Origin of the sequence: Gracilibacillus halotolerans, from assembly GCF_014206945.1 — a bacterium.
Taxonomy (GTDB): Bacteria; Bacillota; Bacilli; order Bacillales; family Amphibacillaceae; genus Gracilibacillus; species Gracilibacillus halotolerans.
Map to the genome: position 1 here is coordinate 379,038 of NZ_JACHON010000001.1, position 12,782 is coordinate 391,819.

Here is a 12,782-nt window from a genome sequence, read left to right on the forward strand (position 1 = left end):
CAGTGATGGGAAGTGTGATTGGTTTTAGCTTAATTCTTCTAGGGAATTGTAAAATCGGAAGGCAAATTAATTTGATATAATTATATATATAAGTGGAATGGATATAGGAGTGAATGAAGATGAAACGTGTTTATATGAATATCTCAGGGCGTGTTCAGGGGGTTGGATTTCGTTATTTTACCCAACATTTAGCAATTCAGTATAACATAGTAGGCTGGGTGAAGAATGAGGAGGACGGAACAGTAACGGTAGATGCGCAAGGACATGAAGAAGAGTTGAATAACTTTATTGAGCAGATAAAAAAAGGACCATCTCGATTTGCAAAAGTTAACAATGTAGATCTTACATACTTAGATATTGAAGAAAAGACTACCTTTAAGATTAAGTAAAATAGCCGGTTTTCACCGGCTATTTCTTATCTGTTTTGGAAAAACAGACGATTTATCTCAATATATTCATGTTCCTCATCCGGAATTTCATCTTCCATAAAAATAGCTTCGACTGGACATACTGCTTCACACGCACCACAGTCTATACAAATATCCGGATCTATGTAGAACATATCTTCGCCTTCCTCTATACAATCAACAGGACAAACTTCTACACATTCGCCTGCTTTTTCTACTTTACAAGGTGAAGTGATTACAAAAGCCAAGATTGTTCCCTCCTTCATGCTATCTCTTTTACTGCCAATTGTTATTGTAACATAAATTATTGGACTAGTACTACTTATGAATAATTATTCATCAAAAATCTATATTTGACCGAAGACTTTATATGACTTCGAAGTATTCCTTACGAAAACCAGCCATTCTATTCGTATTGTCTACTACGAAATAAAATTCTTCTGTTTCATTTTTTACGTCATATATTTTTCCCTCAGTAAGAACAGAATTAACTTTATATTTTTTCGCATTTGTGTGAATACATTTTATTTGCTTGATTGTTTCATTGTTTTCCCATTTTAAATGTAACATATTGTTCCCTCCTCCTCTTCTTTATCATAAACATAGAAGAATTATTTCACAAGAAAAATACAGTTTACATAATATTATTATTGGAAACAAACAAATAATAGCTCCCTGTTGACTACAGGAAGCTATGCTCTTATTCAAATAGTTGCAAGTACTCTTCGTATCCTTCTTCCTTAAGTTTTTCTTTTGGTATAAAACGTAATGCAGCTGAATTGATACAATACCTCATACCGCCTTTATCTGCAGGACCGTCATCAAAAACATGTCCTAAATGAGAATCGGCTGATTCACTTCTTACTTCTATTCTCCGCATACCGAATGAAGTATCTAGATTTTCAGTTAAGCGTGAACGACTTAATGGTTGCGTGAAGCTTGGCCAACCACATCCTGCATCATATTGATCGGTAGAAGAAAATAGTGGCTCACCACTTATAATATCTACATAAATACCATCTGCGAAATTGTTCCAATACTCGTTATCATACGGTCTTTCTGTACCGTTTTCTTGAGTCACATGGTATTGAATTGGAGTTAGCTTTTTACGTAACTCTTCTTTTGAGAAATTATTTTTCCAATGCTTTTTAATAAAATCAGCCCTTCCAGACCCTTTCTTGTATAACTGGTAATGAAAAGATTGCTTTTTATAATAATCTTGATGAGATTCTTCTGCTACATAAAATGTTTTTGCTGGTAAAATATCCGTTACAATAGGATCATTAAATTTCCCGCTCGCCTCTAACTCACGTTTGGACTGCTCTGCTATTTGTCTTTGTTCGTCATTTCTATAGTAAATTGCCGTTTTATAAGATTCTCCCCTGTCATGGAACTGCCCACCATCGTCAGTTGGATCGATCTGCTGCCAAAACAATTCTACCAATTTTTTATAAGGAAAAATAACTGGATCATACGTAATTTCAACTGCTTCTCTATGACCAGTAGTTTCTGAGCAGACTTCTTCATAAGTCGGATTGGGCTTGTCCCCGCCTGTATAACCCGAAACAACTTTGATGATACCAGGTCTCTCATCAAAAGGCTCTACCATGCACCAAAAGCATCCACCTGCGAAGATTGCTTTATCCAAACCTTTATCTGTCATTCTATTATCCACTCCTTTGTAACGCTTCTTACTCCTCATTTTGTATCGTTCGACCAAAAAATGCAAATACTATGATTGAATTTGAACGGACTGCAACCCTTCGCTACAGTCCGATTCTTTGGTTAGATAAAGAGCTTTGGAGTAGATTCTCCAGAAGGATTTGACCGAAGTGACTTCGACCTTGTCTTTTTTATCGTTGGCTGTTCAACATGCTCATTTTCTGAACGTGTTTCAAAAAGATCATCTATATCCAATTCGTCATTGTGATCGGCATCGTCATCATCTAATATAAAATCTTCGATATCCGGTTCTTCATTCTCTTGTTCTTCGATTTCATTATCTTCTATAGATTCTTCATCATCATCCTGTATTTCACTCAATGCCTTTATCATACCCATAATTTTTGGTGCATTCTTTACCATTGGTCCATATTCTTTAATCAGTGGTGTTGCTTGTTGAGCAACCTTTAATACTTGCTGAACGTTACCAAGAGTATTTGCAAGGCCTCCTGTACTTTGTTGTGTTGCTACTTGACCTGCAAATTGACTGGCAGCCTGACCGGGGATCTGCATCGGTTGCATCATGGATGGTGCATTCGCAGTATTTTTTGAAAATATCCGTCCTAGAAGTCCTTGCAAACCTCTACTTTGGGCTGGTTGTGCAACTGAAGCTGGTATTTGTTGATACGGATTAGGTATATTAGAACCAAAGCCTGGATTAAAACCAGGACCTTGTTGCATGAATGGTGTTTGATTTGGTAGTTGGAACATATTATATCCCTCTTTTCCGTCTTTTATATACATTATATGTTTTAGTAGTAAAGACGGAATGGGCAATATTAATTTTTAACATTTCCCGGGTAAGCGCACAAACCGACAGTTCTCTTATTGATGTCATTATTAGTAGAAAATTATAATTTAAAATAGGCATTCGATCCGTCTACGGTACTTTCGACAAATAGTTTTGCTCTAATTTCTTCTTTTAGGCGTGGAACGTGGGAAATGATGCCTAAAACACGATTATTTTCTTGGAGTAGCTTTAAACAACTAATCGCCTGCTCCAATGAACGTTCATCTAACGTTCCAAATCCTTCATCAATAAATAACATATCAAGCTGAATTCCACCAGCATGTGCTTGAATAATATCCGCCATTCCAAGTGCTAAACTTAATGAAGCTTTAAATCCTTCCCCACCTGATAATGTTTTTACTGATCGCTGTTTGCCGGTGTAATGATCAAATACTTCTAAATCTAAGCCACTTTGTGCTCCTCGCTTAGCAAGTTCTTGACTTCTTATTAATTGATAACGATGATCCGTCATTTGCGACAAACGGATGTTAGCTTGGAGCAGAATTTCATCTAGGAAAGTAGAAAGCACATATCTTTCAAATGATAGCCTCATAGAGTTTTCCCCTTTTGCTAATCCAGCTAACTCTCCAACGTGATAATATTTTTCAGAAAGCTCCTTGCTAGTAATCGTTAATTCTTTGATTTTCAATACATTCTGCTGTAAATCACTTATTTTTAGTTCAATGAATTGAAGTTCACGAATCATTTCATCTCTTTGTTGTTCAAGCCTATTAATTTGTTCTTCTAGCGATGAAAGATTAGGTTCTTCTTTTCCTGCTGTCCATTCTTTTAAAGTTTCGATTCTTTTCACCACGGATTGTAAGGAATCCTCATATTGCTCTACATATTTTTCTAACCGCTCTCTCGTTGGTTGATTGATCAAAGCAGCTCTAAAATTAGTTTCATTGCCAAATCCGCTATCTTTCAATTGACTATAAAATAGTTGTTCTTGTTGATAGAATCTTTGGTAAAGTTGGGATTCGTACTGTGACGCTTGTTCGTATTGTACATTTACTTTTTCATATTCTACTCGAATTGTTTCGTAGTGTGCTTTTACATCGAGCCAGATTGTTTCTAATTGCTCGTATTGCTTACGAATACTCTCTGTTTCATGTAAAAAAGCTTCTACAGAGTGAAAATCTTTTGGTAAATAAGCTTCCATTCTAAAAAACTTCTTTTCTGCTTCGCGATGTTCCTCTTCAAGTTGTTCTAATTGCTGAATCGTTTCTTTATAGTGTATTTCCAAGCTATCTAATTTATCTAGTTCTTCTTTTACTTCCTTCTGTTTACCTATCATTTGTTCTCGTTCTTCTTCTAACTTAGTGTTGGCACTTAAGAGTTCACGAATCGTAAACTGAACGTGTTTTAATTGTGTCTGCAACGAATCCAAGGACAGAGGTAGCACGATTTCTGTAATTTTCATTGCCATTTGTTTAGCAAATTCATTTTTCACCCGAAGTTGTTCTGTGAGCAAGGTTACTTGGTGTTCTCTCTTCTTTAATTCTTGTTCTAGTGATGCGAGTTTTTCCATTTCTTGTTCCAGTTGTGCATCCTTGTACTCTTCTTGATGTTCATTCGATGCTTTCATTGGGTGATGTGTGGAGCCACAAACTGGGCAATGCTCTCCATCGATTAAACGATCCGCTAAGGCAACTGCCATATTTTGATCATATTGTGCCTGTACAGTATTAACTTTTTCTGTCTGTTGCTCTAGTTGAAGCTGTACGCGATGAAGAAGCATCTGTTCATTGGTTAACGATGTATCCAACGAATCTAATTCTTTCTTTAATGTGATCAAGTCTTGTAGATATTCTTCTTTCTGACGTATCCTTGTTAATTCATGTTGCGTAGATTCCATTGCTTGGGTGTTTGCATGTATGTTCGTAGCAAGTTCTGTTCGTAATTTATCTTTTTGTTGCAGCTGCTGGATTTGGTCATGTAATTGCTCTGATTCTTTACTTTTGTCCTGTATACTTCTTGTTTTTTGTTTTAAAATCATACGGTTTTTTTCATAGTCTTCTAGCTGGTGGGCTACTTCTTGATATTTTTGCCATTGCATTTTCTTTTCTTCTCTGACTACTTCTCTTTTTATCTCTTCTTCATACTGGAATTTTGCTTTTTTATAGTCAACTTGCAGTGCTTCTAAATTAGTAAAAAGTTTAGCAGTTGCTTTCTTTTGTTCTTCCCATTCTTTTTGTCGTTCATAATACAACAACGCATCAGGCTGAATTTTTTCTGCTCTATCAGCTAATTGTAGTTCGTTTACCCATTTTTGATATTCATCTTGTTGGCTCAGTAGCTTTTCGTGTTCTAATTGTCTTTCACGATATTCTTCAAAATAGAGTGCTAGCTGTTGCTGTTCTGTATATCGTTTCTGCTGAGCTTTTAATTCTTGATGGATCTCTTGACGTTTCTTTTCTAAATCTTTCTTATGCTTCGTTTGATTGCTAATTATCGCCTCTATATCTTCTACTGTAGGGTTTTCATGATCCTCTAAACCAGCTTTCTCATATTCCTGAATTATTTCATTTTCAAGCAATTGAATGTCATTTTTTAATGCGGTGGATTGTTCTTTCAATCGCTCCGTTATTTTTCGATAAAAAGAAGTATGGAATATTTTTTGTAATACTTCTTCTCTTTCCCGACTATTCTCCGATATTAACTTTCTGAATTCCCCTTGTGGAATCATAATCATCTTTTTAAACTGCTCGTAATCCAGACCAATTAAATGCTCGATTGCCTCGTTAACTTCATTAATCTTTGTCGCCTCTAAATTCCAACTTTGGTCGTGCGTTTGCGTATAAAAAGCTGCACTTGCAGGTTCCTCCGTATATCCTTCTCCCCTTGTCTTTTTCTTCCATTGTTTTGGCGATCTTTCTATCTTATAGTCTTTTCCTTTGAGAGAGAAAGTTAATTGAACATACGTATAGTCATCAGCACTAGAGAAATGACTACGAAATGCTTCTTGGTCACGCTCTGACCCACTCGCTTTGCCATAAAGTCCATAGCAAATTGCGTCAAAGATAGTCGTTTTTCCTGCGCCTGTAGGTCCAGTAATAAGAAAAATTGATTCTTCTTCTAGCTCCGTAAAATCAATCACTTGTCGCTTTCGATAGGATCCAAAAGCGTTCATTTCTAGTTTTAAGACTCTCAATCTATTTCCCTCTCTTCATGCATTAATCTCTCTGTCACTTCTTGAATGATCTTTTTCCTCTCCGTTGAAATAGCTTGGCCTTTTATATCGTTATAAAAAGCAGCAAATAGCTCTTCATGACTCATTTCTCTCTTTTTTCGGATCGATTCTTGTTCTGTTGTACGATTGTCGTTTTTCATTGTTCGTTTTTCTAAATGTAATAAGTTAGGATAAATAGTACGTAGTTTTGAAACAGGATCGATCAGTTGACCATCATCCAACAATTCGATACCTATATAATCCTCTGTTGGTGGTAAGATACTACCTGTTATAATCTCGTCAAAATAACCGGATATCCATTTTAAATCTCTTTTAGGTTGAAGCGGGATCTGTTTTATCTTTTTCTCTGCTTTTGATACATCAACAACAGTCACAGATTTTGTATCTTTTGCTTCTGAGAAGGAATATTTTAGAATAGAACCGCTATATCGTATTTTTTCATCATCAACATATTGGCTTCTATGTAGATGGCCTAAAGCAATATAATCAAAAGGTTGAAACAATCTTGAATCAATAGAAGGAGTATTACCTACCATTGTTAATTGTTCTTCCGAATCCGTCTCTGTCCCCCCACGTATAAATGCATGACTAACAAGTATATTAATAGCAGAGTAATCCATTTTGTTAGTTATTTCGTTTATAATTCGTTCCATTGCTTGCTGGTGGGTGGTAATGGTGTCGTCTTCAAAATATTGCCTTGCTTCAAATGGTTCTGTATATGGAATCGTATAAATGTGTGCTGTTTCAGAAGTGCCGATTCGAATAGGTGTAAAGGCTTCTTCTAAATGTGTAGTTAGGTGTAACTGATGCTTTCTAAATAGAGAGGAACCAAATCGCAATCTGTTCGGACTATCGTGATTACCCGAAATGGCAATGAGTGGAATCTCGAATTTCTTACTAATACTAGTAAAGATATTATCTAATAGATCTACTGCTTCCTTTGGTGGAATCGCTCTATCGTATAAATCACCAGCGACAATAACTGCATCTGGTTTTTCTTGCTTTACAATGTTAAGAAATTGTTGAAGTATATAGGATTGATCCTCTGTCATATGTAAGCCATGGACCATTTTTCCTAAATGCCAGTCTGCTGTATGTATAAATTTCACTATTATCATCCTTTCCCTGTCCCCTTATTTTAAATTAGAAGGAAGAAATTGTCCATTGTAAAAGAACATACGTTTGGTATACTATTAAAGAGGTGATGAAATGGTAAATGATCGCGGTAATATGAAATGGGCTTCCTTGATGCTTCCAGAGCATGTAGAAAGTTTACAAGAACTTTTTCAAGAAAATCGTATAAAAAAACCAATCTTATCTGAAGACAAAAAAGAAGAAATAGAATATAAGTTAAGAAAAGCGATTGATACAAAGTTAAGCGTGAATATTACCTATTTCACGCAATATAAGCTCGCTAAAGTAGAAGGAGTCATTACGTCTTTTCATCCTTTACAAAGGATTCTCCGTATACAATGCCTAGATAACGAGATTATAAACATCCCTATAACGGACATATGCGATGTCAACTATTGAATGAAAGACACTAAGCTAAAAGACCGCTAAGGAAAAATTTCTCCTTAACGGTCCAATATAAGGTGTAGAAAGAATATAAGTAGGAGTGAATGGTTTAATCCCCTTCAATCTCTATATATTCATCCCATAACCGATCGAACGTTCGAATGGCGTCCGGGAAAGGACTATTCCATTCTAAATAATCACTAACTTCATCGTATGTTGTGCTTTGTTTAGGGAAACTAGTATCAAGAAACATCCAATCTGCTAACTGTTTTTCCTCATTTTTCACTTTATTCCCTCGATAACGCATCATAAAATGATAAAAACTTTTCATTCACTAACAAACCTTTCACCTATGTTAATTTTCGTTCATATATTCTTGATGCTTTTTTTGTTTTTTACGATAAACCGTGTACGACATCGTAATACTTATTTCATAAAGAATAATCAATGGGATAATTACAACAAACTGAACGATAAAGTCAGGTGGTGATAACATTGTACCGATGACAACTAATATAAAATAAGCATATTTACGTGTTTTCCTTAGAAATTGCGGTGTCACAATATTTAAGCTTGTTAAAAACATTACGATTAGTGGTAGCTCAAAGAACATAGCAAAAGGAATCGTAATATTAAAAATAAATTTGAAATATCTCTCTACTGTGAATATAGTATCAAACATACCATTGTTAAGCGATAGTACGAATGGCAATATCATCTCTATGAATATAAAATATCCAAATGCTAGTCCACCGATAAATAGGAAAAAAACAGCTGGTATATAAATGAGCGAAACGCGCTGCTCGTGTTTCGTTAATCCTGGCCTTACAAATAGCCATAATTGAACACATAGAAAAGGCAATGTCCCAATCAATGCAACGATAAAAGCGATTGTGATAATAATCCAAAGAATTTCTTCTGGAGAAATTAAGTTTAATGTAAAATCAACATGGCTAAGAAAAAAATTTCGAATTTTATCTTCTATAAAGAAACCTATCACGAAAAAAATCAAAAAAACTAAAGCTGACCATAATAAGCGGTTCCTTAGCTCTGATAAGTGATCGAGATAGCCCATTTCCTTTCCATGCTCAATATTGTTCTCGTCTTTCATTCCCTAACGTCCCTTCAAATCAAAAAGTGCATATCTATAGTAAAGGCTTCTAGCTAAAAAATATAGATAAGCATAGAAAAGAAGTAAAAGAGAGAGTCTTTTACTTCTTTTTTGATTGGTCATTCGTATCATCATCTAGAATATCTTTGGTAGCTTTCTTAAACTCTTTAAGCGTGCTACCGACAGCTTTACCCATTTCAGGTAGCTTTGATGGGCCGAAGATAATTAAAGCAATTACAAGAATTAAAATTAATCCAGGAAACCCCATATTCTGGAACATTTATCCTTCACCTCTAATGCTATCGTAGCTTTTAGTCTTGTTTATTTTCCTGTTTTTCATCGTCAGTCAATTCTCGTGCGGATTTTTTAAATTCACGAATAGTTTGTCCCGTTGCCTTCCCGATTTCAGGTAATTTTTTCGGACCAAATATAATTAATGCAATGATTAAAATTAGTATCAATCCTGGAATACCAATACTTGCAGGCATATTCTTCACCTCAATTATGATTTACATATTGGCTAGCTTTATCTTAACATGTTTTTAACAGGTTGTCTTTATTAAACGCTCTATTTTTTTCGTTCATACTGAATAAAATAGTAATCAAACGGATTCTTTTCATTTTTCTCGCCTTTTGACTTCGATATTTGTTCCCATCCTGACTCATCCCATTTTGGGAAGAATGTATCCCCCTCAAAGGAATGATCGATATAGGTCATATATATTTTATCAGCGAAAGGTAATATTTGCTTAAAAATTTCTTCGCCACCAATCACAAACCATTCAGTACTTGGTTCTTTTTCATTCATTTGAATAATATCATCAATAGAATGAATGATTTTACAACCAGCTACTTCATAAGTTGTGTCTCGTGTTACAATGATGTTTTCTCTGTTCTTAAGAGGGCCATTCATTGATTCATACGTTTTTCTACCCATGATTACATGATTACCAGTAGTTAATTCTCTAAAGAATTTCATATCATTTGGAAGTCGCCAAGGTAGATCATTGTCTTTTCCAATAACACGGTTTTTGTCCATTGCAAAAAGTAAAGATATCATCATAAGCCTCCTATACAGCAACAGGTGCTTTAATTGCTGGATGTGGTTCGTAATTTTCTAATTGTATATCCTCTAACTCTATTTCAAAAACCGACTTATCTTTCGGTAATTGCAATGTTGGTAAAGCACGAGGTGTTCGCTCAAGCTGTGCCTTAACTTGTTCAATATGATTAGAATAAATATGAGCGTCACCAAGTGTGTGGATAAATTCGCCTACCTCAAGGCCACACTCATTAGCAATTAAACTAGTTAAAAGCGCGTAACTAGCAATGTTGAAAGGAATACCTAAGAAAATATCGCCACTTCTTTGATACAATTGGCAACTTAATTTTCCATCTGCCACATAAAATTGAAACATCGTGTGACATGGTGGCAACGCCATTGTTGGTATATCCTCAGGATTCCAAGCACTAACAATTAATCGGCGCGAATCTGGATTTGTCTTGATTTGTTCGATTACATCCTTTAATTGATCAATGGTATCTCCTTGAGAAGTCTTCCAAGCACGCCATTGCGAACCATAAACTAAGCCAAGATCACCAAATTGTTTTGCGAATTGCTCGTCTTCTACGATTAAACGCTTGAACTTCTCCATTTGTTGTTCATACTCTAATTTGAATTGTGGATCTTTACCTGCTCGGATTCCAAAGTCTTTCATGTTAGGACCGTTATATGCATCACTTTCTGTCCACTTTTTAAAAGCCCATTCATTCCAAATATTATTATTATGCTGTAACAAATAACGTATATTTGTATCGCCTTTTATAAACCAAAGTAGTTCCGTAACTATTAGTCGAAAAGGTACTTTCTTCGTTGTAAGAAGAGGAAAACCTTCTTGTAAATCGAAACGCATTTGATGACCGAATAGAGATTTTGTCCCTGTATTTGTTCGATCGGATTTATGTGTCCCCTCTGCTAAAACTTTTCTACAAAGGTCTAAATAAGCTTGTTCACTTGTCATGCTTTGTCACTCCAATGTTTTTGCCGTTTTTATATTACAATTCGTTAACATTATCATAAATAACTCATATTCTTATTATTCTATCAATAAATTTTTGGTAAGTAAAACTAAAATAAGTAAGGAGTGGTGAGATGTTATTAGAACAACAAATTTCCAATGCAATCAAACACTCCGTTGCATACAGTTTTGCATTTAGCCAACCTTTTTCTTTCTATGTAGACGCATATCCATTAATGAATGAGGAAATGGCAGAGTATCTAAACTATGGATCACAACATGAGACCGTGCGAGTATTACAACATAAATTGCAGCATTTATCTTATTATGATTCTTCTATTGATGGTAATTACGGTATTTTGACAGAGTACGCATTAAAAAAATTTCAGGAAGCAAATGGATTAGAAACTACTGGTCAAGCTAATAAACAAACCATTCAACAACTAATTACAATAGAAGAAGAGATGCTTGAATTACTGGAACAAGATAATTTACCAGATAAAGAAGAAAATGAATGGGATGATGTTCAAGAATCCTTGCAATATTTCGGTTACTACGAAGGCGAATTAGACGGTATATATGGTCCACTCACTGAAAAAGCCCTTGATAAATTTAAAAAGGATAGAGGGTTGGATGCCGTACATATCGAAGCACCTGCACCCGAACCACCACCATCTGTTGTAACTGCAGAAACACCTGTAGAGGTAGAAGTTAGTCTACAAAACGAGAATACAGAACAAGTTGAGCAGCCTAATGCTGTAAAGACAGATACGGTCTCAAAGAACGCATCGTCCATAACAGCAATTGCTACAAAATATATTGGAACCCCTTATGTATGGGGAGGTACTTCTACTTCTGGATTTGATTGTAGCGGTTATTTACAGTATGTTTTTGCAGAGAAGGATATTGTACTTCCCCGCACTGTAAGTGATATTTGGAATGTTACAAAACTCGTAGATCAACCATCAATTGGTGACCTTGTCTTTTTTCAAACATATAAAACCGGGCCATCTCACGCCGGTATTTATGTTGGCAACAATCAATTTATTCATGCAGGAGCATCACGAGGTGTTGAGATTAGCTCTCTTGATAACTCCTACTGGAACGAAAGATATTTAGGTGCAAAGCGCGTTGTATTAGAATGAGTCAAATAAATCCATCTGCTTAGGATTCAAGTTATCATATTCTATTTCTAATTTATTCATTAATTGTTTCGCATTATCGTGAGCATCTCCCCCTGAATTATTATTAAATAAAACAGTAATGGATTTAGCTTGCTGCTGTAGCTCGAGAATGTGCTCCTTCCATTCCTCGAGCTCTTGTTCATTATAGCGATACAAAAAGCGAACTTTACGCCAATCTTCTTGTCCATTGTTATTCCACCCGTAAACATTCCTCCCATGAAAACGTATTAGTATATGGTCGGAAGTTGGACGCATAACAAATGGAATAGATCCTTCTCCTGCCTGTGGTTCATCACATATAACATGAATCCAGCCTTCTTTTTGCAAAAATGCTACCGTTTCAGTTTCGAATGGTTCGTACCATTTTCGGTTTCGAAATTCGATCGCACTTGGTACGCCACCTAACCACTTCTTTATTTTCTTTAATTTCCCTATATTTTGTGTATTCGGTTTGAACCAAGGTGGAAATTGGAACAACAGACAATTGAGCTTACCTGCTTCCTGTACCGGTCGAATGGCATCCAGTAGTTGTTGAATCATTTCTTTCATTTCTGCATTCGTGTATACTTTACGATCATGCCCAGTTATGCCTTGATATGCCTTGATAACAAATGAAAAGTCATTTGGTGTTTTACTTACCCACTTTTGAAATTGAGTTGCTGTTGGAATTGCATAAAATGAAGTGTCTACTTCCACGACTGGAAAATGAGAACTATACGTATATAATTTATCTACTCGTCCAACTTGATGATTATATAAAGCTGGGTGATCCCCCCACCCGGTTAATCCAATCCAAATTGTCATTATGTATACACCCTCTCCGTTAGTTTGAAAGTGTT

The 12,782-nt window shown here is 35.5% G+C and carries 16 protein-coding genes; 3 read left to right on the top strand and 13 right to left on the bottom strand.

Going from position 1 to position 12,782, the window contains the following annotated elements:
* Positions 1-119 precede the first annotated feature (119 nt).
* Complete coding sequence (locus GGQ92_RS01795; protein ID WP_246383884.1) at positions 120-389, top strand: acylphosphatase; 270 nt, start codon at positions 120-122, stop codon at positions 387-389.
* Between the two features lie 26 nt (positions 390-415).
* Here GGQ92_RS01795 and GGQ92_RS01800 read toward each other — a convergent pair whose 3' ends face one another.
* From GGQ92_RS01800 to GGQ92_RS01825, 6 genes are all read right to left on the bottom strand, one after another.
* The gene (locus GGQ92_RS01800; protein WP_184243958.1) at positions 416-655 is read right to left on the bottom strand and encodes a ferredoxin family protein; all 240 of its coding nucleotides are present in this window, start codon (positions 653-655) and stop codon (positions 416-418) included.
* Between the two features lie 118 nt (positions 656-773).
* Complete coding sequence (locus GGQ92_RS01805) at positions 774-977, bottom strand: DUF6501 family protein (protein ID WP_184243960.1); 204 nt, start codon at positions 975-977, stop codon at positions 774-776.
* 130 nt (positions 978-1,107) lie between these two features.
* Entirely contained in the window at positions 1,108-2,070 is a 963-nt protein-coding gene (gene msrB / locus GGQ92_RS01810; RefSeq protein WP_184243962.1) for a peptide-methionine (R)-S-oxide reductase MsrB, read from the bottom strand.
* 122 nt (positions 2,071-2,192) lie between these two features.
* A complete protein-coding gene (gene vrrA / locus GGQ92_RS01815) occupies positions 2,193-2,840 on the bottom strand; it encodes a VrrA/YqfQ family protein (RefSeq protein ID WP_184243964.1) in 648 nt (215 codons plus the stop codon).
* A gap of 140 nt (positions 2,841-2,980) precedes the next feature.
* Entirely contained in the window at positions 2,981-6,073 is a 3,093-nt protein-coding gene (locus GGQ92_RS01820; RefSeq protein ID WP_184243966.1) for an AAA family ATPase, read from the bottom strand.
* Positions 6,070-7,221, bottom strand: coding sequence for an exonuclease SbcCD subunit D C-terminal domain-containing protein (locus GGQ92_RS01825; RefSeq protein WP_184243968.1), 1,152 nt, complete (start codon positions 7,219-7,221; stop codon positions 6,070-6,072). The genes GGQ92_RS01820 and GGQ92_RS01825 overlap by 4 nt, the downstream gene beginning before the upstream one ends.
* A 100-nt stretch (positions 7,222-7,321) precedes the next feature.
* Between GGQ92_RS01825 and GGQ92_RS01830 the strand changes: the two genes are divergently transcribed.
* The gene (locus tag GGQ92_RS01830) at positions 7,322-7,645 is read left to right on the top strand and encodes a YolD-like family protein (protein WP_184243970.1); all 324 of its coding nucleotides are present in this window, start codon (positions 7,322-7,324) and stop codon (positions 7,643-7,645) included.
* Positions 7,646-7,739: 94 nt separating this feature from the next.
* Here the strand turns inward: GGQ92_RS01830 and GGQ92_RS01835 are convergent, their stop codons facing one another.
* The 6 genes from GGQ92_RS01835 to GGQ92_RS01860 form a co-directional block, all read right to left on the bottom strand.
* Positions 7,740-7,961: a YozE family protein gene (locus tag GGQ92_RS01835; RefSeq protein WP_184243972.1), complete on the bottom strand. Its 222-nt coding sequence runs from the start codon at positions 7,959-7,961 to the stop codon at positions 7,740-7,742.
* A gap of 24 nt (positions 7,962-7,985) precedes the next feature.
* Positions 7,986-8,741: a twin-arginine translocase subunit TatC gene (gene tatC / locus GGQ92_RS01840; RefSeq protein ID WP_184243974.1), complete on the bottom strand. Its 756-nt coding sequence runs from the start codon at positions 8,739-8,741 to the stop codon at positions 7,986-7,988.
* A 100-nt stretch (positions 8,742-8,841) separates the two neighbouring features.
* Positions 8,842-9,021, bottom strand: a complete 180-nt coding sequence (tatA, locus tag GGQ92_RS01845; protein WP_184243976.1) for a twin-arginine translocase TatA/TatE family subunit — start codon at positions 9,019-9,021, stop codon at positions 8,842-8,844.
* A 31-nt stretch (positions 9,022-9,052) separates the two neighbouring features.
* Positions 9,053-9,229, bottom strand: coding sequence for a twin-arginine translocase TatA/TatE family subunit (gene tatA / locus GGQ92_RS01850; protein ID WP_184243978.1), 177 nt, complete (start codon positions 9,227-9,229; stop codon positions 9,053-9,055).
* Positions 9,230-9,309: 80 nt separating this feature from the next.
* Positions 9,310-9,801, bottom strand: a complete 492-nt coding sequence (locus GGQ92_RS01855) for a dihydrofolate reductase (protein ID WP_184243980.1) — start codon at positions 9,799-9,801, stop codon at positions 9,310-9,312.
* Positions 9,802-9,811: 10 nt separating this feature from the next.
* The gene (locus GGQ92_RS01860) at positions 9,812-10,762 is read right to left on the bottom strand and encodes a thymidylate synthase (RefSeq protein WP_184243982.1); all 951 of its coding nucleotides are present in this window, start codon (positions 10,760-10,762) and stop codon (positions 9,812-9,814) included.
* 131 nt (positions 10,763-10,893) lie between these two features.
* On the opposite strand from GGQ92_RS01860, the gene GGQ92_RS01865 reads away from it, so the two are divergent.
* Complete coding sequence (locus GGQ92_RS01865) at positions 10,894-11,904, top strand: C40 family peptidase (protein ID WP_184243984.1); 1,011 nt, start codon at positions 10,894-10,896, stop codon at positions 11,902-11,904.
* Here GGQ92_RS01865 and GGQ92_RS01870 read toward each other — a convergent pair.
* Positions 11,896-12,747 carry a DUF72 domain-containing protein gene (locus tag GGQ92_RS01870; RefSeq protein ID WP_184243986.1) on the bottom strand — a complete coding sequence of 284 codons (852 nt, stop codon included), beginning with the start codon at positions 12,745-12,747 and terminating at the stop codon, positions 11,896-11,898. The two genes, GGQ92_RS01865 and GGQ92_RS01870, sit on opposite strands and share 9 nt — an antisense overlap.
* Positions 12,748-12,782 lie beyond the last annotated feature (35 nt).

Coding starts and splice junctions, on each gene's coding strand:
- GGQ92_RS01795 (WP_246383884.1), top strand. CDS start 120: ATGAAACGTGTTTATATGAATATCTCAGGGCGTGTTCAGGGGGTTGGA.
- GGQ92_RS01805 (WP_184243960.1), bottom strand. CDS start 977: ATGTTACATTTAAAATGGGAAAACAATGAAACAATCAAGCAAATAAAA.
- msrB (WP_184243962.1), bottom strand. CDS start 2,070: ATGACAGATAAAGGTTTGGATAAAGCAATCTTCGCAGGTGGATGCTTT.
- vrrA (WP_184243964.1), bottom strand. CDS start 2,840: ATGTTCCAACTACCAAATCAAACACCATTCATGCAACAAGGTCCTGGT.
- GGQ92_RS01830 (WP_184243970.1), top strand. CDS start 7,322: ATGGTAAATGATCGCGGTAATATGAAATGGGCTTCCTTGATGCTTCCA.
- GGQ92_RS01835 (WP_184243972.1), bottom strand. CDS start 7,961: ATGAAAAGTTTTTATCATTTTATGATGCGTTATCGAGGGAATAAAGTG.
- tatC (WP_184243974.1), bottom strand. CDS start 8,741: ATGAAAGACGAGAACAATATTGAGCATGGAAAGGAAATGGGCTATCTC.
- tatA (WP_184243976.1), bottom strand. CDS start 9,021: ATGTTCCAGAATATGGGGTTTCCTGGATTAATTTTAATTCTTGTAATT.
- tatA (WP_184243978.1), bottom strand. CDS start 9,229: ATGCCTGCAAGTATTGGTATTCCAGGATTGATACTAATTTTAATCATT.
- GGQ92_RS01855 (WP_184243980.1), bottom strand. CDS start 9,801: ATGATATCTTTACTTTTTGCAATGGACAAAAACCGTGTTATTGGAAAA.
- GGQ92_RS01860 (WP_184243982.1), bottom strand. CDS start 10,762: ATGACAAGTGAACAAGCTTATTTAGACCTTTGTAGAAAAGTTTTAGCA.
- GGQ92_RS01865 (WP_184243984.1), top strand. CDS start 10,894: ATGTTATTAGAACAACAAATTTCCAATGCAATCAAACACTCCGTTGCA.
- GGQ92_RS01870 (WP_184243986.1), bottom strand. CDS start 12,747: ATGACAATTTGGATTGGATTAACCGGGTGGGGGGATCACCCAGCTTTA.